Here is a 22325-nt window from a genome sequence, read left to right as displayed (position 1 = left end):
AAAAGATTTCTAAGAAGAGAGTGGATAACACGATGAAATTCGATGATATACAACCCGGGTTCTCCGATTTAGAAAAAGAATATATGTCTTTATTTGAACAAAGCCCCTATCTGTTGCTTGTGATTAATGCAGCGGGTGAATGTGTGAGGGTGAATGAAGCAGGGCTACATATGAATGAATGGTCACGTAAGGAAATTATCAATCAAAAAATTGAACATCTGACCGATATATATGATGAGAAGGCATGGGATGAGGTGATGAGTGGGAACGTATCCCACTCGGAGAAGGCTGGTAGTGTTGATTACACCCACTCTTATGTATATACCTGGATTCCAACCATCATTGAGCATAAGGCGGCAGGGGCAGTTGTTCTTGGAATCAAAAAATCAGCAGCTGAGTGCAGCGAACAACAAGATGAAGTCTATCGTCTCGCAAACGAAGACCCATTGACTAACCTTCCGAATAGACGCTGCTTTATGAACTATTTAGAGAATAAATTACATCATGCTGCCAGCAGTAAGGAGAAACTAGCCGTTCTGTTTATCGATCTTGATCGTTTTAAATATGTTAATGATACGCTTGGTCATCTATTTGGAGACCGGGTTCTCAAACATATTGCTGAACGGTTGCAAGCTCACCTCCCTAAGCAATCTCTGATTGCACGTCTTGGGGGAGATGAATTTGTGGTAGTGATGACAGATGTGAAGGTAAAAGAAGAGCCTGTTACATTAACGGAAGATCTCTTAACGATTATTCGTGAACCTTTGATTATGGATGGGTTTGAATTTACTTTAACAGGCAGTGTAGGAATTGCGTTGTTTCCTGAAAATGGAATTGATGCAGAATCTTTGCTGACTTCAGCGGATGCAGCTATGTACCGTGCCAAAGCGAAGGGATCGGATCGGCTGGAAGTTTATAATCGCGATGTGTATCAAGAATTCTCTAGGTATTTTCATGTGGAGAATGATTTAAGGAAAGCAATTGACCGAGGAGAATTTGCTCTCTATTATCAACCACAATTCTGTTTAGATTCAGGGGATGTTTGTGGTGAAGAGGTTCTTGTCAGATGGAAGCACCCAATAGAAGGGACGATTAGCCCTGGGGAGTTTATCTCGATTGCAGAAGAAACCGGTCTTATTATTCCGATTGGAGAATGGATCTTAAGAGAAGCATGCCGGCAGAAAGCTAAGTGGATTAATGAAGGCTACCCTAAAGTACCGATGTCAGTCAATCTTTCTTTGAAACAATTCCTACAACACAATATTGTTCATACCATCGAAAAGATCTTAAAAGAAACAAAACTGCCTCCAGAATATTTGGATTTAGAGATTACAGAAAGTGTAACCGTTGATTTAGATCGAACGCTGGATATTTTAAACCAATTAATTAAAGTTGGAGTCAGGATCAGTTTAGATGATTTTGGGACTGGATACAGCTCTTTGCAGTATGTGGGGCAGCTGCCCGTCCATGAATTGAAAATTGATCAGTCATTTGTCAAGAAGATCGGGAAGGGGAAAGAAGGAGAAGCGATCATATCAATGATCATTCATCTAGGCCGTTCCCTGGAGTTAAAGGTTATTGCAGAAGGAGTGGAGACAAAAGAGCAGCTTGATTTCTTACAAAAACAAGGCTGTGATCTTGTTCAGGGCTATTATTATACGAAGCCGCTTTCCACAGAGGAATATGAACAATATTTAAGGTATAAAGACCTATGTTGATGGAATATCTTCTAAACTAAAAAGCTGTGGCTACTTGCAGAATTTTCACCTGAACACCTGTTATATTACATGTTATCGCCCTATATAAACAAGAAAGTGTCTTAAGATAATAGAGAAAAGATATTCATTTTTTACTATGAATAAATACTCATGTTTTAGGAAAATGTGCTATGATAAAAGAAACAGCAGTCGGCAGGTTCCTCTTAACATGAAGGGACTAAGTGACCATTGAGGTGAACAAGAGCTTGATGAATTCAGAGTATTTAGATGTGTTTCTTGATGAGAGTCAAGAACATTTACAATCGATCAACGACCATTTACTAAAATTAGAACAAACTCCGGATGATCTATCTATTGTCGGAGAAGTTTTTCGTTCTGCTCATACACTTAAAGGAATGGCAGCAACAATGGGTTTTGAAGATTTAGCACACTTAACTCATAACATGGAAAATGTACTCGACCTTATTCGCAATCAAAAATTAAGTGTTACGTCCGAAGTGATGGATGTCGTTTTTTTGGCAGTAGATGACCTTGAAGCTATGGTACAAGACATTGCTTCTGGCGGAGAAGGCAAGCGTGATGTTTCTGCCGTTGTTTCAAAGCTTGAGGCAATTGAGAAAGGTGAGAGCATAGAAGCAGCATCCCTTGCGGAAAAAGAAACGGCTGCGGCCGTAGCAACTCCAGCTGCTGCTAATGTTCAGCTGACTGAAGTGTATGATGAGTTTGAAAGAACGGTGCTCGAGCAGTCTTTTGAACAAGGGTACTATGCATATCAGATCGAAGTGACACTAGATGAACAAGCAATGTTGAAAGCAGCGCGGGTATTTATGGTATTTGAAGTATTAGAGCAGGTTGGGGAAGTGATCAAATCCACACCAAGTGCTGATCAATTAGAAGAAGAAAAGTTTGATGAGACATTTATGGTGACTCTTGTCTCAAAAGTTGAGGCAGAGGAAATACAGCAGCGTATCTTAAAAATTTCAGAGATTACGAATGTTATGGTGCAGACGGTTGAAAAAGCTGACTTGGCGAGTAAAGAAGAAATGCTCGTAGACCGTGAGAAAAACATCAGCTCTGAACCGACAGAGCAAGCAGTACCGTCTAAACAACAACACGATAAAAAGAACGCGACAAAAAGCGAAGCAGGAGCTGAAAATAAAGCGGAAACTAAAAAAGCAGGACATGAATCAAATAAAACGATTCGAGTGAATATTGAACGCCTTGATGTACTAATGAATTTATTTGAAGAGCTTGTTATCGACCGCGGAAGACTTGAGCAAATAGCTAGTGAATTAAAAAATAATGAACTTAATGAAACCGTTGAGAGAATGTCACGAATTTCTGGAGATTTGCAAGAGATCATTCTAAATATGCGAATGATGCCGGTTGAACAAGTTTTTAACCGATTTCCTCGTATGGTTCGCAGCTTGTCAAAAGACTTAAACAAGAAAGTGAACCTTGAGATTGTTGGTGCCGATACAGAGCTTGATCGAACAATTATTGATGAAATTGGCGATCCATTAGTTCATCTATTGCGAAACTCAATCGATCATGGAATTGAAACGCCTGATATTCGTGTGGCAAATGGAAAACCAGAAGAAGGTACGGTTAAATTAAAGGCCTACCATAGCGGAAATAATGTGTTTATTGAAATTGAAGATGACGGAGCCGGTATTGATCGTCAAAAAATCTTAAATAAAGCTTTATCTAATGGAGTGGTAACAGAAGAAGAAGCAGAAAAGATGACAGATCAGCAGGTCTTTGGACTGTTATTCTCCTCTGGATTTAGTACAGCTGAGAAAATAACAGATGTGTCAGGCCGAGGCGTGGGGCTTGATGTTGTTCGTAATACATTTGAATCATTAGGCGGCATTGTCACGGTTAATTCCGTACTTGGCAGAGGTTCTATTTTCTCTATTCAACTACCGCTTACGCTATCTATTATTGATGTCATGTTAGTAGAAGTACAAGAAGAGAAATACGCTATTCCGTTATCCTCTATTGTTGAAACAGCCATTGTTAATAAGCAGGATGTTTACAGCGCTCACAATCAAAAAGTGATTGATTTCCGCGGTAAAGTGGTCCCGCTTGTTTTCTTAAAAGATATATTTGAAGTTCCTGGTGAGCAGCAAACGGAAGACTTTTATTCACTTGTTATCATTAATAAAGGTGATAAAGTAGCGGGGCTTGTCGTTGATTCATTAATTGGACAGCACGATATCGTACTAAAATCTCTAGGAAACTATCTGACAAACGTGTTTGCCATTTCAGGAGCTACGATTTTAGGAAATGGCCAAGTGGCTCTTATTGTAGATACCAACGCATTAATTAAGTAATGAACGAGTGAGGGGGCCTTCGTGTGTCTAATGAAACAGCTGCGAAAACAGAAATGAAAGTCATTGTTTTTCAATTAAAAGACGAGGAATATGCCATCGAAGTAGATTATATTCAATCGATTGAACGGATGCAGCCCGTTACTAGAATTCCAAGCACATATCCCTTTGTCACAGGAGTAATGAATTTAAGAGGTGTCATAACACCCATTATTAACCTTAGAAAGCGATTTGGCATTGAAGAAAAAGGGTTAGATGAAGCAACGAGAATCCTAGTGATCCAAAAAGGTGATATTGAAATTGGATTTATCGTTGATGGGGCAAACGATGTCATTGATATTCCAGTTGATAAAATAGAGCCGACTCCTGAAGTGGTCGGCGGTATTGAAGCTGAATACTTACGAGGTGTAGTCAAGCTTAATAAACGTTTATTTACACTTTTAAATTTGGAAAAAGTGATACAAGAATCGTAAAGTGAAAGAATAATAAATACATAGAGCAAAGGTGAAGAGGTGATTAGATGGCGTCTGTATTAATTGTAGATGATGCGGCATTTATGCGAATGATGATTAAAGATATCTTATCTAAGAATGGGTTTGAGATTGCTGGAGAAGCGGCTAATGGAGCAGAAGCAGTCAATCAATATAAAGAATTAAAGCCTGATTTAGTCACAATGGATATCACTATGCCGGAAATGGATGGAATTGAAGCTCTTAAAGCAATTAGAGAGACTGATTCTTCTGCAAAAGTGATTATGTGTTCTGCAATGGGACAGCAATCAATGGTTATTGATGCCATTCAGTCTGGTGCAAAAGACTTTATTGTTAAGCCGTTTCAAGCAGACCGTGTGCTAGAATCCATTAATAAAGTTTTAGGATAAACGTCAAAAAGAAATCATAGCCACGTGCCATGATTTCTTTTTTTCTTGTATAATTAATGATTGTAATGAATCAAGCTTTGATATAAACAGGCGAAAAAAGAGTAGGGAGATTGAAATGAGAACGGTATTATTTACGATTTGTTTGATGCTGCTTCTTATCGGGTGCAGTGAGCTAAGTCAAACCTCAGAAGAAAAAGCAACAATAGAAATTGGCGAAAATGAACTGATCGTTACGTTTCTAGACGTAGATCAAGGAGATGCAACGTTATTGCAAACGAAAGACTCGACGGTTTTAATTGATGCAGGCAGACATGACAGAGATGAAGTGGTCTCTCTTCTTAAAGAAGCGGGAGTTACTGAAATTGACTTGTTTGTTGGAACTCACCCACATGCTGATCATATCGGCCAAGTGGCTCAAGTACTAGCTGAATTTCCGGTCGCAGAAGTGTGGATGTCTGGTGACAATCATACGACTAGAACGTTTGAAAGAGCGATTCAGGCTATTGCAGCTTCGGGCGCTGACTATTATGAGCCGCGAGCAGGTGAAGAGTTTGAAATTGGTTCTTTAACGATTGAAGTGATTAATCCCACTGAATTAACAGGTGATTTTCATGAAGGAGCTATTGGGCTTCGAATGGTGCATGGTGAGGCAGCGTGGCTGTTTATGGCTGATATTGAAAAAGAAATTGAGTTGGAATTAGTGGATAATGGAGTGAACCTTCAGGCCGATGTTATCAAGTTAGGGCATCATGGGTCTTCTACCTCAAGCGAGGAGGCGTTCTTACGTAAGGTGGATCCAATGTATGCCGTTTACTCTGCAGGAGCAGATAATGAATATGGTCATCCTCACCGGGAAGTGATCGAGAGAATTGATAGATTAAATCTTGAGTGGTATGGAACAGATCTTCATGGGTCGATTCAAATGATCAGCGACGGCAGCAGTATATCAATACACACAGAAAATAATCCGCAGTCTGCATTAAATGGGGATTTACCTAGTGACAGCTGTATAAATATAAATGAAGCTTCTATAGGCGAATTAACAACGATTGTTCATATCGGAGAAGAAAGAGCCCAGCAGCTTATAGACATGCGACCTATTACAAACCTCCATGAATTAACAGATATTAATGGAATTGGTGATGGGAGACTCTCTGAAATTATAGAAGAAGAGCTAGCTTGTTTGAAGAACTAACTGCTGATTGTATAGGAGGGATAAAATGATTGCTGTACTTGATCGTATTGTAGATAACAAAGCAGCCGTGCTGCTTGTTGGTGAAAGCGAAAAAGAATATACTATACCACTAAGTGATCTACCGCCTGGTGTATGTGAAGGAGATTCCTTTGAAGTGGAAGTAAACATGCAAGGTGAGAGAGAGCATGCACGTCTGGTCATTAATAAGCATATGAAAAAAGAAGAGCGAATTTTCGAATCTCCTGTCACTGATATGCTTAAGCAGCTAAAAGCGAATCAAAAAAGCCGTTTCAAGAAAAAATAAACCTAAAAAAGCAGGAAGGTGAGTCACTTTGCGTGATTCACTTTCTTTTTTGTCAGGAGAGTAAGAAGGGTGTTTTAATTAAGAAGGCTTTCTAAATGTAGTAAAGCAGGATGTAACATAATCATGCACTTGGTTTTTTAAATGAGCATTTAAAACCCTAGTTACGCCTTCATATCCTTTATGACGGTAGTAATATTCACTAAATAACCCCTCTTGTTTTCTGCTGTCAATGGTAATGTGATGGGCGTGTAAATAAGTCTTCATCGCTTTTAGTTCTTTACTGATATGATCAAGAACGGATTTAGTTAGTTCGAGATAAGGGTGAGCTAATTTTAAATTAGCCTGCTCTAGGTACGAAAAGTCGCGTTCAAGAACTTGCCTGGCTACTAAAAGTAAAATATAGTGATGAAGGGCTTGATGCTCGTCACTAGTCAGCTTCGCCATTATCTCCATCCTCCTTATGCGAACTTATGTTCTTATTATATGCAAAAGACTTTAAAAAAACAACTAGTTAATAATGGAAAAAGAAAACTTATTAAAAAGGAACTCTTTTGCACAGCTCCTGCATGATCACGTTGAATCGATTATGATATAGTGTAAACGAAAACATTAATCTAAAAAGATTGGTAATAGAGAAAGAGCGCTACATAAAAGAAGGGAGCTGCTAGTATGACTGATGGGCAACGATTTACCCAAGATCTAAAAAAAGAGCTTGAGGCAACGTTCTTTATTAAGATAAATCAATTAAACAAAGAAGCGGATTCATATTATAAGTTAAATGAACTTCAAAAAGAAGCGGTAATGAAGGAGATCATGAAAGAGCGAACAGCAGCATGCAAAGGGCTTGATGAAAGAGCAGGCGGCGCGAATATGATGAAGTGGATCGCTTATTTATGTACAGCTCATCAATACACCGTATCTCATTATGACTCCTGGCTTGACTACGAAGATTTGGCCTTCTATGTAAAGGGAGATGAAGTTGGCTTTTCCTTAATTAAAGCCGACTGCATTAAGCTTCCTGAAGGCGATCGAGAAAAAGTGTTAACTGAGAAGTATGAAGCATTATTTGACCATCTTCGTCCGGTAATAGAAATGGTTGCCCTTACCTCGACTTTACCTATTCAGCAGGCTTTTGGGCTTCTATGTAATCCATTTTATAAGCAGCAAGAGGCGTGGATGGTGACCGCTGATAATGAGAGAAAGAAACAAATAAATGACGATCTGCATACGTTAAGAGAGGTCGACTGCGAGGTTTTTGGCTTAAAAAGAAATCCATATGATGTAACCTTTCGCTATGTGGACAGCTGGTGGGAGCCCGTAGAGCCGGTTAGAGTGAAAGCAGCGTGCTGCATGAGTTATGTTAAGGAAAATGGCAAGAAGTGCTATGCATGTCCTAAACTAACGAAAGAAGAACGGAAAGCCCGCGGCGAAGAAATAAAAAGGGAAAAATCAATGTAATTTTAAGGAGAGACAGGCAGGCTTAGAAATAAAGCTGCCTGTTTTTTTAGTAGTTTTAGGAAGGTTAAAAAGGATAACTTTTTCTCAAGAAAGATGTGTGAATGGTTTGAAAATAGCAGTGAAGGGTATAGTAGAACAAAGAGAAAGCTAAGGAGGGATACGCAATGAATAATCACTTTGCGATGGATAACAACGTTTACCGACAATTAGAAATTATTAAGTCACTTCAAAAACGTACAGAATCAACAGTCCAGTCTCTTTACGCCCAGGCCGTTCTTGAATATTCAATGTACCACTTTAAAAAATCTCAATTGCTGAATTCAATCGATCAAGCACTAGAGTGCGGAGATCGAGAAGCGTTCTCTGCTCATTCCCTAGCATATAAAGAGCACATCGAAAACCATAAAAATGGGAAAATGATTATAGAAAATGGATATGAGCTTCACCTCACATTTGAATAGTTTACACTTGAAAAAGCATCTGCTCATACATACGATGCTTTTTCAAGCTGTCAGCTGCTATGTGCAGCTATTATTCTTTCTGCGCCTCTTCTAGCTCCGGATATATTTCTAGCAACTGGTCCTAAGGATAATTCTGCTAGTGCCCCTAAGACAAAAAGATTTTCACTCCATTCTAGCGTATGATCATCTACAATTGGATAGCCGCAAGTATGACAAGTTAAATGCTCTTCTTCTATCGTTTGGGTGAGCCAATCCATACCAGGCGGATTAGGATGAAAGCCTGTAGCTAAAATTACTTTGTCGCCGTACCAAGAAGTGCCGTCTTGAAAGGTCAAATGAATACGCCCATCATAATACGTTTCAGCTATTTCATTCACTATCGATTGCACTAGATCTTCTGATTCAGCCCTTCTTAGCATAGTGCGCAGCTCAGCCGGAAGCGAACCGCGGTTTCTAGCCTGTTTAATCAGCGATCTTCTTTGATCGTATGATTTTTTCTTCAAGAAATGCCGCATATATTTTGGTCCGAGCCATCCTGGATGTGAATCAAACTGCTTTACTCGAAATGGATGTCTAGTCAAAAGGGTTACCGGATTTTTTAACTCATTACTTAATTTTAATGCGGTTTGAACACCGCTGATCCCCCCTCCTGCTACTAATACTCGATCTTCTTCGGAGGTTATGCACTTGGTCTGATCAAATATATGTTCAATTTTCGCTCCTTCTTCTTTTAAGCTATAGGCAAAATCTGGCCAAATAGGCTGTTCACCTACTCCTATAGCAAGAACAACATGTCTGCTTGCTATCACCTCACCGCTCTCTAATTGAATCATCCAGTAATCCGTATTCTTCTTTAAGCCGTTTACACGCCCCTGAACCCAGCTTTGTTTAATTTGATGATCTTTAATTAGATGTTCACAATGCTCGTTGAATAATGAGAGCTTTGGCCGGTCATAAGGAGGAACAAAAGCTTGTTGCTTATATAGATTTTTTTTCTTCGCAAAGGCCTCTAGTCCAAATGGTTCTGGCTGCAGATGATGAATAGAAGGAGAGCGCAAATAAGACATCCCCACTTGTTTTGTACAATGTTTCCACATCGCTAAAGGTTCTTCATGCGGGTCGATAATGGATAGCTGCTCAATCGGAACTCCTTTTTTAGCCAAGAGGTAGCTGGCTAACGTGATCCCTTGAATACCACCACCGATAATTACCCAATTTTTCATAACGGACTCTCCTTTCAAAACGTAACAATTACGATTTAATTTCTAATCTTACAGAAAAATGATTGATTTGCCAAGCATAAAATGATAAAGTTTAAATCGTAATTATTACGTATTAGGGTGTGGATTAGAATGAATAAACTGCCTGTAACGGTGTTAAGCGGATATTTAGGAGCAGGGAAAACAACAATTTTAAATCATATTTTACATAATAGAGATGGGCTTAAAGTTGCTGTTATTGTAAATGATTTAAGTGAGGTAAATATTGATGCGTCCATGGTGAAAAGTGGCGGAGGGGTTTCACGTGTAGATGAGAAACTAGTAGAAATGTCGAATGGCTGTATTTGTTGTACGTTAAGAGAAGACTTGCTCGTTGAAGTCGAAAGACTGGCAAACGAAGGAAAGTACGACTACATTCTGATCGAGTCTACAGGAATCGGCGAGCCTATGCCAGTTGCTCAAACATTTTCCTATGCAGACGAAGAAAGCGGCATTGATCTGACAGCAGTTTGTCGCTTAGATACAATGGTTACAGTTGTTGATGCCTATCGCTTCTGGCATGACTATGAATCAGGAGAATCATTGCTTGATCGAGGACAAGCCGTCAATGATGATGATGAACGTGAAATTGTTGACCTTTTAATTGATCAAATTGAATTTTGTGATGTCTTGCTATTAAATAAGTGTGATCTAGTAGGCAATGAAGAGTTAGATGAGATGGAGCAAGTGCTGCGTACGTTACAGCCTCAAGCAAAGTTCTTAAGGATTGCAGAAGGAAAAGTAGATCCAGAAAATATTTTAAATACTGGTCTGTTTGATTTTGAGAAATCCAGTCAATCTGCTGGCTGGTTAAAAGAGCTTCAAACAGAACATACTCCAGAAACAGAGGAATACGGTATATCAAGCTTTGTCTATAGAAGGCGTAAACCATTTCATCCTGAAAGACTTATGAATGCTATCCAAGATTGGCCAAGTATGATCGTGCGTGCTAAAGGGATCGCCTGGATTGCGACAAGAAATAATATTGCCGCTCTATTAAGCCAGGCAGGGCCATCTATGGTATTTGAACCTGCCGGGTTATGGGTGGATGCTATGATCGATGCGGATAAAGCAATCATCCTTGAAGAAGAGCCTGAGATTCGTGAGCGGTGGGATAAGGAATATGGAGATCGAATGACCGAGTTAGTATTTATAGGTCTTGAATTGGATCGAAAGGAAATAGAAGCGTATTTTGATCAATGCTTAGTAACAGAGGAAGAAATGAACCAAGACTGGACAACATTTAACGACCCCATTCCAGCATGGACAGATATTGTTGAAGTTCAATCATAAAGTGCAATCATGAAGTTCAATCGTATTAAAGAAACAAACGGCAGTTTATCGCTGCCGTTTGTTTTTTTAGGTTTCAAAATGTGTATTCAGGGAACAAACAACATAAGAGCAAATGATAACAAAGGAGTGAAACTGTATGTGGACAATCCTCATTATTATTTTAATACTATGGCTGTTGGGCTTTAGCTTTGAGATAGCCGGTAACCTAATTCACATTTTATTAGTGATTGCACTTATTGTCTTTATCGTTCGCATGTTAACGGGTAGAAGGGCTTAGCGGTCCTATCGTAGGCAAGAACAGCGAGTAGGATTTGACAGAAGTGTTTTACAAGAAGTGAACCTTACTTAGAGCAAAAAAAGGCCCTTATCGCGTACTTTCTTAATTGAAAAGTACGCGAAAAGGGCCAGACTTTATTGTTTTGTAAATGGGTTGAAGGATATCTAGATCACTCCACGACATCTCTATACAAAGCAATAACTTAGCGGATGAAATATACGTAGACTTCTGCGGTGACTAGAGCAGGAGTGAGATCCCACAGGGGAAAGCATGAGGAAGCTCACTGGCTCCCCGCGAAAAGCGAAGTATATTTCAAGAGCGGTGTGTATGCTCCTCACATTGTTCACATTTTCAGTTAGAGCCTTTGTTTTCCCAGCCACTTCTCTCTAATCTACACTTAATCGTTTGTTAAATGATTGTATGCATTAAGCAAAATTGGCTCAGACTGTACATATACTTTAAACACATATTGAAGAGCTTCCTCTTCATTCATCGGCTTTACATGCAAGTGACTATCTAACGATTGCTTATCTAACAGGTCATTATAGGTGGACTTTAAAAAGCGATCATGCTCGATTAATTTTTTCATACGATTGACTTGAAATTCCATCGTCGATCTAGCCTCCTTACGAACACCCTCTCCTCATTATCATATGAGATCGAAAAAAGATACGTGCCCTCCCTACATATAAAAAGTAAACGTTTTAATAAAAATCATGATGAAAAGGTGAGAATGATGAAGCAAAAAGGATGCCAAACAGAATATGACACGTTAAAAACCGTCTTACTTTGTGAACCAGACTATATGAAAATAGAAGAAGCGATTAATGATACACAAGAGCATTACAAAGAAGAGAATATTAATGTTGAAAAAGCGAAAAGGCAGCACGAAGCACTTGTTTCAACATTAAAGAGAGAGCAGGTCGATGTCCATTTACTTCCCGCAAGAAAAGATTATCCAGAACAGGTCTTCACAAGAGATATTGGTTTCACGATTGATGATACGATTTATGTAGGAGCGTTGAAAAGAACGATTCGTCAAGGTGAGGAGAAAGTTTTAAAACAATTTCTAGAAGATCATGAGTACTCCTATACAGAGGTAGAAGGAGGAACGATTGAAGGTGGTGACGTCATAATAGATGGAAGCCACATTTTTGTTGGGGACAGCAGCCGTACATCAAGGCTGACCGTCGACCAGCTCAGAGCATCTCACCCGAATCATGAGATCCAGTTAATAAAGTTTGATGAGAAGTATCTTCATCTAGATTGTGTATTTAATCCCCTTTCCAATGATTCGGCATTAATTTACCCTGAGGCAATTGATGATGAGGCAGTGAGATTGTTAGAGGAACGATATCAATTAATCGAAGTATCAGAAGAAGAACAGTTTACTTTAGCGACAAACGTATTGAGTATAGGCAATAAAAAAGTGATTGCTTTGCCCCTTAATAAAGCGACAAATGCTCAAATCAAAGAATCAGGATTCGAGATTATTGAAGTAGATTTATCTGAAATAATTAAATCAGGAGGAGCATTTCGCTGTGTGACGCTGCCTCTTTACCGAAAATAATGTATGTAGAAAAAACCGCTATTTCCTCGGAAATAGCGGTTTTTTAGAGTGAATAAAAATAAATTTGCAAGCGATTACAGAAACAATATTGACAATAGTCGGAACGTTTCGTACAATTTTGTTAACAGACTGACCAGTCGGTCGAAAATAACAGAGAGAGGTGAAGTGAACGAGATGAGTGTAAAGCCGACAAAAGATCGGATTATTGAGGCTGCTTTATTATTATTTGAAGAACAAGGGTTCCATGCTGTAACCGTTGATAAGATTGTGAAAGAAAGCGGGACTTCAAAAGGTGGATTTTATCATAACTTCAGGTCTAAAGATGAACTCTTATATACGATACATGACTCGTTTATTACATACATCTTAACCAAAGCAGAAGATGCATACACACGCTATAATACACCTGCAGAAAGGCTGTACGAGACCGTAAAGTCCTTTGTTATGATGTTTGAATTATATCGTCCTCACGTAACGGTTTTTTACCAAGAGTCCCTATATTTGAGCTCAGATTACTTTCAAACGATCAAAGTGAAGCGTGATCGTTATAAAAAAATGATGTTTCGAGTGGTAGAAGAAGGCATTCAGCAAGGAGAATTTAGAAAAGAAATACCAGTTCCAATTACATCTATGGCCATTTTTGGAATGACGAACTGGACGTACAAGTGGTATAAGGATACAGGTAAATATTCAATAAATGATATTGCCTTAATTTATGCTGACTTAGTAATGCACTCTGTTTTAACGCCAGAAGCACTGCAAAAACCTGAAAATCAACGGTTCTTTTTGAAACCGGATTCATTAAATTGTTAAATAAGCAAAGGAGATGACCAACATGTATAAAGTGAGTGAAATCAAAGAACTTATCCGTGCGCTTGACCGTTCTAATTTATCAGAAGTAACCGTAAAAGGAGAAGGAAAGGAACAAATCACTCTTAAAAAGAACAGCGGAGTACAGCTAGTTGATGCTGCCGAGCCTGTTACAGCATCCGCTCCAGAAGCACAGCCTGCTGCCAAAACAGTAACTGCCGCGCCGCCGGTAAAAGAAGAAACACCAGTAAAAGAGGAAGCATCCGCACCGAAAGATGCTGCAAAAGAAGATGTAGAACACATCCTTTCACCAATGGTAGGTACGTTCTATTCCTCCCCATCGCCTGATTCTAAGCCGTATGTAGAAGTTGGGGCTGAAGTGAAAGAAGGGGAAGTGGTTTGTATTGTCGAAGCGATGAAGCTTATGAATGAGCTTGAAGCAGAAATGAACGGTAAAATTGTTGATATTTTAGTAGAAAACGGGGAGCTTGTTGAATACGGCCAGCCGTTGTTCGCTCTTCAATCTAAATAAATCAATCAATCAATCTAAATAAACTAATCTAAATAAATCAAACCTAAGTAAACGTAAGTCAATCTATTAAGTAAGAGATCGTTCAACCATAGGAATAGGAAGGAAGATGACGTATGGATATGCTTGATCGTATCAATGAGTTAGAAGAGCGAAGAGAAAAAGTGAAGCTAGGCGGCGGTGAAGCAAGAATTGATGCCCAGCATGATCGCGGCAAAATGACAGCAAGAGAACGTATTGACCTATTAGTAGATGAAGGGACATTTGTTGAATTAAATCCTTTTATTGAACATAGAGGCCTTGATTACGGATCTGCAGAAGCACCGGGTGAAGGAGTTGTCACTGGGTACGGTAAAGTAGACGGACGCTTAATCTTCTTGTTTGCCCAGGACTTCACTGTATTTGGAGGAGCCCTTGGTGAGATGCATGCTAGAAAAATTGCTAAGGTAATGGATCTTGCAGCTGAAAACGGTGCGCCTATTATTGGGTTAAATGACTCAGGCGGAGCACGTATTCAAGAGGGAGTGCTTTCACTTGATGGGTACGGCCATATCTTCTACCGTAATGCGATTTACTCAGGTGTAGTGCCTCAAATTTCCGTTATTATGGGACCTTGTGCAGGAGGAGCAGTTTATTCTCCAGCAATTACTGACTTTGTTTTTATGGTGGAGAAAACGAGCCAAATGTTTATTACCGGTCCAAAGGTCATTGAAAGTGTAACTGGTGCAAAGATTAACAGCGAGAATCTTGGGGGAGCTAAAGTTCATTCAAGTGTGAGCGGAAATGCACATTTCACGTCTCCTTCTGAAGAGCAGGTTTTAAAGGATGTTAGAAAGCTTATTTCATTCTTGCCGCAAAATCATGAAGAGCGTACACCAGTCAAAAAGCCAGAGAACACTAAACCTCTTGATGAGAGAATTGAAGAATTAATTGATATTGTACCTGTAGATGGAACAAAAGTGTACGATGTTCGTCACGTGATCGAAAAAATTGTAGATGATGAAGATTTCTTAGAAGTTCAGCCTAAGTTTGCTAAAAATATTGTTTGCGGCTTTGCTCGTATTGAAGGAGAGACCGTAGGAATTGTTGCAAACAATCCGAAAATGATGGCGGGCGGGTTAGATATTGATTCTTCTGATAAATGCTCACGTTTTATCCGTTTTTGTGACTGCTACAACATCCCTCTCATCACATTTGAAGATGTAAGTGGGTTTATTCCAGGAGTACAGCAAGAGCATGGAGGTATTATCAGGCATGGGGCAAAAATCTTATATGCTTATTCAGAAGCGACTGTACCTAAAATTACGGTCATTTTAAGAAAAGCATTTGGAGGCGCTTATGTTGCTTTAAATAGTAAAGCGATCGGAGCCGATGTTGTGTATGCATGGCCAAATGCCGAAATTGCCGTCATGGGTCCTGAAGGCGCAGCTAATATTATTTTTGCTAAAGAAATTAATGAAAGCGATGACCCAGAAGCGACTCGAGCGGCTAAAATTGCTGACTACCGCGAACGTTTTGCCAATCCATATGTTGCAGCCAGCAATGGAATGGTAGATGACGTCATCGATCCACGAGATACACGTAAGAGTCTAGCGCAAGCATTAGATATGCTGCGTAACAAGAAGAAAGAACTTCCAAAGAAAAAGCATGGGAATATTCCTCTATAAATCGATTAGATCAGACCTAAGAAGAGAAGGGAGTGAGCAGGTGAGCCTCAAACAGGCTCCCGGAACGCTATGAAGCCTAAGGACCTGGATAAGTTTAGCGAATTTCCGATACCAACATATGAAGAATGGCGGCAAGCAGCCGAACGTTCCTTAAAGGGTGCTCCATTTGAAAAGAAGCTTTTAACACATCTTTATGAGGGCATTACGACTGAGCCAATGTATCAAGAAAAAGATGTAGAAAACCTAGCTGCTTTATCTGAGCAGCCCGGACAGTTCCCTTTTACGAGAGGTACTGAGCATAAACGAGACAAATGGAAAGTCAGTCAAGAGTTAAGCGGTGCCACTCCAGAGGTCTTAAATGAACATGCTCGTAATGATCTGGCAAGAGGTCAAAATGTACTTCATCTAGTGCTTGATGAAGCAGCAAAAGGCAACCCCAAAAAAGATGATGACCGTGGGGTGAAAGTAGAGTCAGCTGCAGATTTTCAAGTGATTTTTGAAGGGATCGATGTAGAAAAGTACCCGATGCATCTATATACGGGTGCTTTATTAAGTCCGGTGTTGTCTACAGTAGCTGCTTCTATTGATGAAGGAAAATTAAGTGGAATCATTGCTTGTGATCCTTTAAGTGAATTAGCTAAGCATGGTGAGCTTTCATTCAGTCTATCAGCAAGCTATGACGATATGGCAGAAGCGAGTAAGTGGGTCATCGATAAGCAAAAAGACATCCGTACGGTTCTAGTGCAGAGTGATGCCTATCATAACGGGGGAGCATCAACTGCGGATGAGTTGGCATGCGCTCTTTCAACGGGCGTGGAGTATGTGTCAGAGTTAATGAACCGAGGGCTCTCAGCAGATCAAGCCGGGAGTACGATTGCTTTTTCATTTTCGATTGGAAGCCAGTCGTTTGTAGAAATTGCTAAGATTAGAAGCGCCCGTTTACTATGGGCAGCGATTATGAAAGCGTTCGGAGCAAGCGAAGAAGGATCTAAAATGTTTATCCATGCACGGACATCTGCTTTTACAAAAGCAAAGCTTGATCCTTATGTAAATATGCTGCGCGGGACAAGTGAGGCATTTAGTGCAGCAGTAGCAGGAGCAGACAGCATTCAAGTAAGCCCGTTTGATGAGCCGATTCAGCCGTCTACTTCATTTTCAAGAAGAATTGCAAGGAACACTTCCTTAATTCTTATGGAAGAGAGTCATCTTGCAGCTACTCAGGATGCATCAGGCGGTGCATGGTATGTGGAGCACTTAACAGATGAGATCGCTAAAAAAGCATGGGAGAAATTTCAAGAGATTGAAGCGTGCGGAGGGATGTCTCAAGCATTAACAGAGGGGCTGCCTCAGGCTTGGATTAATGAGACATGGAAAGCAAGGCTTGAGGATGTTGAAACGAGAAAGCAAACAGTAGTTGGAGTAAACCAGTATGCTAATTTAGATGAAACTCTGCTTCATGAAAATAAAGAGGCCGCAGAATGGGCCATTGATCGCACAAGAACGGCAGAAAAATCACTTGAGGTACAGCCTGCTTCTTTTGATGAATGGTTACATGCTGCAAAAGATGGATATTCACTGTCTGCCATGTATAAGGTGATAGTTGAAGACAGCGATGAGCAGGCTAGAATTTCCGAGCCGGTTGAATCTAGAAGACTCTCTATGCCTTATGAGCAGATGAGAGATTTGAGTAAGCAGTTTGAGCAGAAAAAAGGAGAGCGTGCATCTGCTGTATTAATCGGAATCGGGCCTTTAGCAAAATATAAGCCTCGAGCTGATTTTGCTGCGGGATACTTTAGAGCAGGGGGCTTTGAAGTGGAATCACCATTTAATGCAGACTCCATTAAAGATAGTGCAAGCAACTTAGCAAAAGAACATGTCTTTGTTATATGCGGCACCGATGAAGATTTAAAAGAGCATGCACCGGCTCTAATTAGCGAGCTGAAACAGATGATTTCTCATGATGTACGCATTTATATAACGGGTAAACAAAAAGATGAAGCAGCAGCCCTCTTAAATGAAGCAGGAGCAACGGAATATATACACATGAGGGCCAATCATTATGAGCAGCTGATGAATCTATGGAATTGGAGGGCCAGACAATGACAAAACCATCCTTTGATAAGATGGCGTTTCCTGTATTTGACGGCCGGTCAGTAACAGAGAGTCAAGTGGAACAAACAGTTGACACAATCGAAACAATGGAGAAGATTGCAGTTAAGTCTAGCTACTCCAAAGATGATACACAGGGAATGAAGCATTTAAATTATGTGGCGGGACTTGCTCCGTTCTTTCGCGGACCTTACCCAGCTATGTATAAAACAAGACCTTGGACGGTTAGACAATATGCCGGGTTCTCAACAGCAGAGGAAAGTAATGCGTTTTATCGCAGAAACCTAGCAGCCGGCCAAAAAGGATTGTCGATTGCTTTTGATCTAGCTACCCACCGTGGTTATGACAGTGACCATGAACGAGTAGTTGGCGATGTTGGTAAAGCCGGCGTTGCCGTAGATTCTATTCTTGATATGAAAATATTATTTGACGGGATCCCGCTTGATCAGATGTCTGTTTCTATGACGATGAACGGGGCTGTACTGCCGATCTTGGCATTCTACATTGTTGCAGCAGAAGAGCAGGGTGTTAAGCCAGAACAGCTCACTGGTACGATTCAAAATGATATCTTGAAGGAGTATATGGTACGAAACACATATATTTATCCTCCAGAAGCTTCTATGAAAGCGATTGCTGATATCTTTGAATATACTTCAAAGTACATGCCGAAATTTAATAGTATTAGTATTTCCGGTTATCATATGCAGGAAGCTGGTGCGACAGCGGATATCGAGCTTGCCTACACACTAGCTGATGGCCTTGAGTATGTAAGAACGGGTATAAAAGCAGGGCTTGATATTGATTCATTTGCGCCTAGGCTGTCCTTTTTCTGGGCAATCGGCATGAATTATTATATGGAAGTGGCGAAAATGCGTGCAGCTCGTTTAATTTGGGCGAAACTGATTAAGCCGTTTAATCCTAAAAATGATAAATCCCTTGCCCTTCGCACTCACTCACAAACATCAGGGTGGAGCTTAACAGAGCAAGATCCATACAATAATGTTGTGCGTACTTGCATTGAAGCCATGGCAGCCTCAATGGGGCACACGCAATCCCTTCATACGAACGCATTAGATGAAGCCATTGCCCTACCTACGGATTTCTCTGCAAGGATCGCTCGTAATACTCAGCTTTACTTACAAGATGAAACGGGTTTAACTAACGTCCTTGATCCGTGGGGAGGTTCTTATTATGTAGAGTCTCTAACGGCTGAGCTTCTAGAAAAGGCATGGGCTCATATTGAGGAGATTGAAGAGCTTGGCGGGATGGCTAAGGCGATCGAAACAGGGCTACCGAAAATGCGAATTGAAGAAGCTGCGGCTAGAAGGCAGGCGCATATTGATTCAAAGAAAGAAACAATCATTGGGGTAAATACTTATCGTCTGGATGCAGAAGAGCCGTTAGATATTTTAAATATCGATAATACAGTCGTTCGCGAGGCGCAGATCCGCCGTTTAGAAAAGCTGCGTGCACAGCGTGATGAAGCGAAAGTAGAAGCCGCTTTAGCTGCAATCACCAAAGCTGCAGAAACAGGTGAAGGAAATCTGTTAGAATTAGCAGTAGATGCTGCTCGTGCACGTGCTAGCTTAGGTGAGATTTCTATGGCTTATGAGAAAGTAGTAGGCAGACATAAAGCGGTCATCCGATCAATTAGCGGGGTGTACCGTTCTGAGTTTGGAGAGAATGAAGAGATGGAAAATATCCGCAAATTAACGGATGAATTTGAGCAAGCAGAAGGACGCAGGCCGAGAATCATGATTGCAAAGATGGGACAAGATGGACATGATCGCGGAGCAAAGGTGATTTCCACTGCATTTGCTGATATGGGATTTGACGTTGATATCGGGCCATTGTTCCAGACACCAGCAGAAGCCGCTCTGCAAGCAGTAGAAAATGATGTCCATGTCATTGGAATGAGTTCACTTGCTGCCGGTCATAAAACGCTATTGCCACAAGTAGTAGAAGAATTAAAGAAACATGGACGTGAAGATATTTTAGTGATTATAGGCGGAGTTATTCCTGCTCAAGACTATGAATTCTTAAAAGAAAACGGAGCGGCAGCCATTTTCGGACCTGGTACAGTGATCCCGGTTGCAGCAGCGCAGATTCTTGAAGAATTAATAGAGCGGCTCGGCTTAGAAGAAGAAGTGGAGTAACACTTCTTCTTTCTTTTTAGATTTAGTTTTTTCGTTCGAAAAGGGAGGAGAAAAGGTATGGCACAGCCCCCTAAAAGAAAGCAGTTAACAGTTGATGAGTATGTAAAGGGTGTAAAAGAGCAAAATCGAGCCCTCTTGGCAAGAGCGATTACCCTAGTGGAGAGCAATGCAAAGAAACATTTGAAATTAGCTCAGGATGTCTTAACAGAGTTAATGCCTCATACAGGAAACTCGATACGGATTGGCTTTTCAGGTGTGCCAGGAGCAGGAAAAAGCACCCTGATTGAAGCATTCGGAATGATGCTCTGTGAGAGGGGACATAAGGTAGCGGTATTAGCCGTAGACCCTTCTAGCACTCTAACTGGAGGCAGTATTTTAGGTGATAAAACTCGAATGGAGCAATTATCGCGCCACCCTAATGCTTATGTCAGACCTTCCCCTGCAGGTGGCACTCTTGGCGGTGTAGCTAGAAAGACCCGCGAAACGCTTCTTTTATGTGAAGCGGCAGGCTATGATGTGATTATTGTAGAGACTGTCGGTGTTGGTCAAAGCGAAGTAGCCGTCCGTTCAATGGTAGACTTCTTTCTTGTATTAATGCTGACTGGAGCAGGAGATGAGCTCCAAGGAATGAAAAAAGGGATTATGGAAATGGCCGATGCGATGTTTATTAATAAAGCCGATGGACCTAATAAACAAGCAGCACAACAAGCCAGGGTGGAATTGAATCGAATGCTTCACCTGCTGCCGCCGATCACAGAAGGATGGGCAACGAAGGCCTACACTGTTTCTGCTTTGACAGGTGAGGGTGTCGATCATATCTGGTCTGTTATAAAAGAACATAAAGAGCATATGGAAGAGAATGACCTTTTCTTAAAAAGAAGAAATGAACAAGCTCTCCGGTGGTTTAAAGATTTGATTGAGGAGCAAGTTCTTGCACAATTTTATGAACAGGAGATAATTAAAAGCCGCCTTCCTGAAATGCAGCACCAAGTCTTATCAGGTGAGGCTTCAGCTACTAAAGCAGCTTTAGAGCTGTTAGAAATGACAAAAAAATAGCCTCATCAGGGAGCAGTAATTAAAAAGTGAAAGCCATGTTTAGATAACATGGCTTTTTCTAGTGCATCATACATGTCAAAACTGAATAAACATATTACAATAGTAATAGTTTTAAATAACTATAAAGGTGGTATAGTACTTACAATATACATTAGAGGAGGAGTTCGTTTGAACAGTTGCACCAGATGTGGTCATATCCCTAATCTTCCAGATAAAGGACAGTTGCTTGTGAGAATGAAGGAAGAACATAAGATGATGAAGCTCATTACGAGATTACAGCATGAGCAGTTTACATACATAGTAAATGAAAATGATATCTTTTATATCGAGTATGCTGGCAAAGAAGAGCTGCTTCAATTAATAGAGCAGCTAGATGCAGAGTTACTTTCAAGTGAAGAAGTGCAAGCGACATATTCAGCATACGGGGAGGCACATTTTGCCCGATTTATACCCTATCTCCAGTTAAGAGAACGGATTATGCAGTGGCCTCTAGTCAAAGTTATTAACGAAGGGTTATTTACCCAGCATATTCAGCCTGTCATCAAATTACAAACGAATGACGTGTACGGGTATGAATTTCTAGTCAGGTCTACACCGCCTCATCTATCATTTAATCCAGGCAGTCTGTTTTCTTTCTCTCAAAAAGCAGGTTTACAATCTATTCTAGACAGCCAAGCACGGATCTCTTCAATTGAAATCAGCGCAAAATTGTTAGAAAATGGGATGAAACGATTTATTAATTTTCTGCCTTCTTCAATTTATGATCCTGCTCACTGTCTGAAGAGCACGTTAAAAGCAGTAGAACGTCATCAAGTTCGTCCGGAAGATTTAGTGTTTGAAGTGGTGGAGACAGAAAAGATTCATGATGTAAACCATTTGAAAAAGATTTTTACGGTTTATCAAAGTGAGGGAATTCATGTGGCTCTAGATGATTTAGGAGCTGGTTTCGCAACAGTTGAAGTGTTAAAAGAACTTAAGCCTAATTTTGCCAAGATTGATCGTGCTATTATCGATTACTGTGATCAAAATGAAACCAACCAGGCTAAAATCAAAGAAATAGTCAGTGTGGCAGACGCGTACGGCATTACATTACTTGCAGAAGGAATTGAAAGGAAGGAAGAGGCAGAGTTCTGTTTGGACATAAACATTCCACTTGCTCAGGGGTACTATTTTGGGAGGCCTCAAAAAAATCCTGTTACAAATGTATACCCATATGCAAATTAAAACCCGCAGAGCTCTGCGGGTTTTCT

Annotated in this window: 21 protein-coding genes; 18 read left to right on the top strand and 3 right to left on the bottom strand. The window is 40.4% G+C overall.

The annotated features are described in order from the left end of the window. Positions 1-32 precede the first annotated feature (32 nt). The 6 genes from A33I_RS11870 (at position 33) to A33I_RS11845 (ending at position 6430) form a co-directional block, all read left to right on the top strand. A complete protein-coding gene (locus A33I_RS11870) occupies positions 33-1718 on the top strand; it encodes an EAL domain-containing protein (RefSeq protein WP_161808684.1) in 1686 nt (561 codons plus the stop codon). 248 nt (positions 1719-1966) lie between these two features. Next, a complete protein-coding gene (locus tag A33I_RS11865; RefSeq protein ID WP_022628633.1) occupies positions 1967-4054 on the top strand; it encodes a chemotaxis protein CheA in 2088 nt (695 codons plus the stop codon). Positions 4055-4077: 23 nt separating this feature from the next. Further along, positions 4078-4524 carry a chemotaxis protein CheW gene (locus A33I_RS11860; RefSeq protein WP_022628632.1) on the top strand — a complete coding sequence of 149 codons (447 nt, stop codon included), beginning with the start codon at positions 4078-4080 and terminating at the stop codon, positions 4522-4524. Between the two features lie 47 nt (positions 4525-4571). Continuing rightward, on the top strand, positions 4572-4931 hold the full coding sequence (locus A33I_RS11855; protein WP_012959848.1) for a response regulator: 360 nt from the start codon (positions 4572-4574) through the stop codon (positions 4929-4931). A gap of 115 nt (positions 4932-5046) precedes the next feature. Continuing rightward, positions 5047-6126: an MBL fold metallo-hydrolase gene (locus A33I_RS11850; RefSeq protein WP_022628631.1), complete on the top strand. Its 1080-nt coding sequence runs from the start codon at positions 5047-5049 to the stop codon at positions 6124-6126. Positions 6127-6151: 25 nt separating this feature from the next. Continuing rightward, positions 6152-6430, top strand: a complete 279-nt coding sequence (locus A33I_RS11845; RefSeq protein WP_022628630.1) for a DUF3006 domain-containing protein — start codon at positions 6152-6154, stop codon at positions 6428-6430. A gap of 78 nt (positions 6431-6508) precedes the next feature. Here A33I_RS11845 and A33I_RS11840 read toward each other — a convergent pair whose 3' ends face one another. Then, positions 6509-6874: a YhjD family protein gene (locus A33I_RS11840; protein ID WP_012959845.1), complete on the bottom strand. Its 366-nt coding sequence runs from the start codon at positions 6872-6874 to the stop codon at positions 6509-6511. A gap of 225 nt (positions 6875-7099) precedes the next feature. Between A33I_RS11840 and A33I_RS11835 the strand changes: the two genes are divergently transcribed. Both A33I_RS11835 and A33I_RS11830 read left to right on the top strand, forming a co-directional pair. After that, positions 7100-7888, top strand: a complete 789-nt coding sequence (locus A33I_RS11835; RefSeq protein WP_022628629.1) for a hypothetical protein — start codon at positions 7100-7102, stop codon at positions 7886-7888. Positions 7889-8052: 164 nt separating this feature from the next. Continuing rightward, positions 8053-8349 carry an IDEAL domain-containing protein gene (locus A33I_RS11830; protein WP_022628628.1) on the top strand — a complete coding sequence of 99 codons (297 nt, stop codon included), beginning with the start codon at positions 8053-8055 and terminating at the stop codon, positions 8347-8349. Between the two features lie 50 nt (positions 8350-8399). On the opposite strand, the gene A33I_RS11825 is transcribed toward A33I_RS11830, so the two are convergent. After that, positions 8400-9572 carry an FAD/NAD(P)-binding protein gene (locus A33I_RS11825; protein ID WP_022628627.1) on the bottom strand — a complete coding sequence of 391 codons (1173 nt, stop codon included), beginning with the start codon at positions 9570-9572 and terminating at the stop codon, positions 8400-8402. Between the two features lie 129 nt (positions 9573-9701). Here A33I_RS11825 and A33I_RS11820 point away from each other — a divergent pair, with 129 nt between their 5' ends. After that, positions 9702-10901, top strand: coding sequence for a GTP-binding protein (locus tag A33I_RS11820; RefSeq protein ID WP_022628626.1), 1200 nt, complete (start codon positions 9702-9704; stop codon positions 10899-10901). A 136-nt stretch (positions 10902-11037) separates the two neighbouring features. Continuing rightward, complete coding sequence (locus A33I_RS20600) at positions 11038-11178, top strand: lmo0937 family membrane protein (RefSeq protein WP_012959840.1); 141 nt, start codon at positions 11038-11040, stop codon at positions 11176-11178. Positions 11179-11575: 397 nt separating this feature from the next. On the opposite strand, the gene A33I_RS11815 is transcribed toward A33I_RS20600, so the two are convergent. Continuing rightward, the gene (locus A33I_RS11815; protein WP_022628625.1) at positions 11576-11788 is read right to left on the bottom strand and encodes a hypothetical protein; all 213 of its coding nucleotides are present in this window, start codon (positions 11786-11788) and stop codon (positions 11576-11578) included. 126 nt (positions 11789-11914) lie between these two features. Between A33I_RS11815 and A33I_RS11810 the strand changes: the two genes are divergently transcribed. From A33I_RS11810 to A33I_RS11775, 8 genes are all read left to right on the top strand, one after another. After that, positions 11915-12748 carry a dimethylarginine dimethylaminohydrolase family protein gene (locus A33I_RS11810; RefSeq protein WP_022628624.1) on the top strand — a complete coding sequence of 278 codons (834 nt, stop codon included), beginning with the start codon at positions 11915-11917 and terminating at the stop codon, positions 12746-12748. 174 nt (positions 12749-12922) lie between these two features. Further along, positions 12923-13561: a TetR/AcrR family transcriptional regulator gene (locus A33I_RS11805; RefSeq protein WP_012959837.1), complete on the top strand. Its 639-nt coding sequence runs from the start codon at positions 12923-12925 to the stop codon at positions 13559-13561. 22 nt (positions 13562-13583) lie between these two features. After that, complete coding sequence (gene accB, locus A33I_RS11800) at positions 13584-14090, top strand: acetyl-CoA carboxylase biotin carboxyl carrier protein (protein WP_022628623.1); 507 nt, start codon at positions 13584-13586, stop codon at positions 14088-14090. 113 nt (positions 14091-14203) lie between these two features. After that, positions 14204-15754, top strand: a complete 1551-nt coding sequence (locus A33I_RS11795) for an acyl-CoA carboxylase subunit beta (protein ID WP_022628622.1) — start codon at positions 14204-14206, stop codon at positions 15752-15754. 69 nt (positions 15755-15823) lie between these two features. After that, entirely contained in the window at positions 15824-17857 is a 2034-nt protein-coding gene (locus A33I_RS11790) for a methylmalonyl-CoA mutase family protein (protein WP_022628621.1), read from the top strand. Then, entirely contained in the window at positions 17854-20019 is a 2166-nt protein-coding gene (gene scpA / locus A33I_RS11785) for a methylmalonyl-CoA mutase (protein ID WP_022628620.1), read from the top strand. Before A33I_RS11790 ends, scpA begins: the two co-directional genes overlap by 4 nt. Before the next feature lie 57 nt (positions 20020-20076). Next, a complete protein-coding gene (meaB, locus tag A33I_RS11780; protein ID WP_022628619.1) occupies positions 20077-21075 on the top strand; it encodes a methylmalonyl Co-A mutase-associated GTPase MeaB in 999 nt (332 codons plus the stop codon). 168 nt (positions 21076-21243) lie between these two features. Then, positions 21244-22299: an EAL domain-containing protein gene (locus tag A33I_RS11775; RefSeq protein ID WP_022628618.1), complete on the top strand. Its 1056-nt coding sequence runs from the start codon at positions 21244-21246 to the stop codon at positions 22297-22299. Positions 22300-22325 lie beyond the last annotated feature (26 nt).

The sequence above is a fragment of the Alkalihalophilus marmarensis DSM 21297 genome, from assembly GCF_000474275.2.
Classification (GTDB): domain Bacteria; phylum Bacillota; class Bacilli; order Bacillales; family Bacillaceae_D; genus Alkalihalophilus; species Alkalihalophilus marmarensis.
The sequence above is the reverse complement of the archived record's forward strand: the minus strand, read 5'-3'. Positions and strand labels throughout refer to the sequence as shown.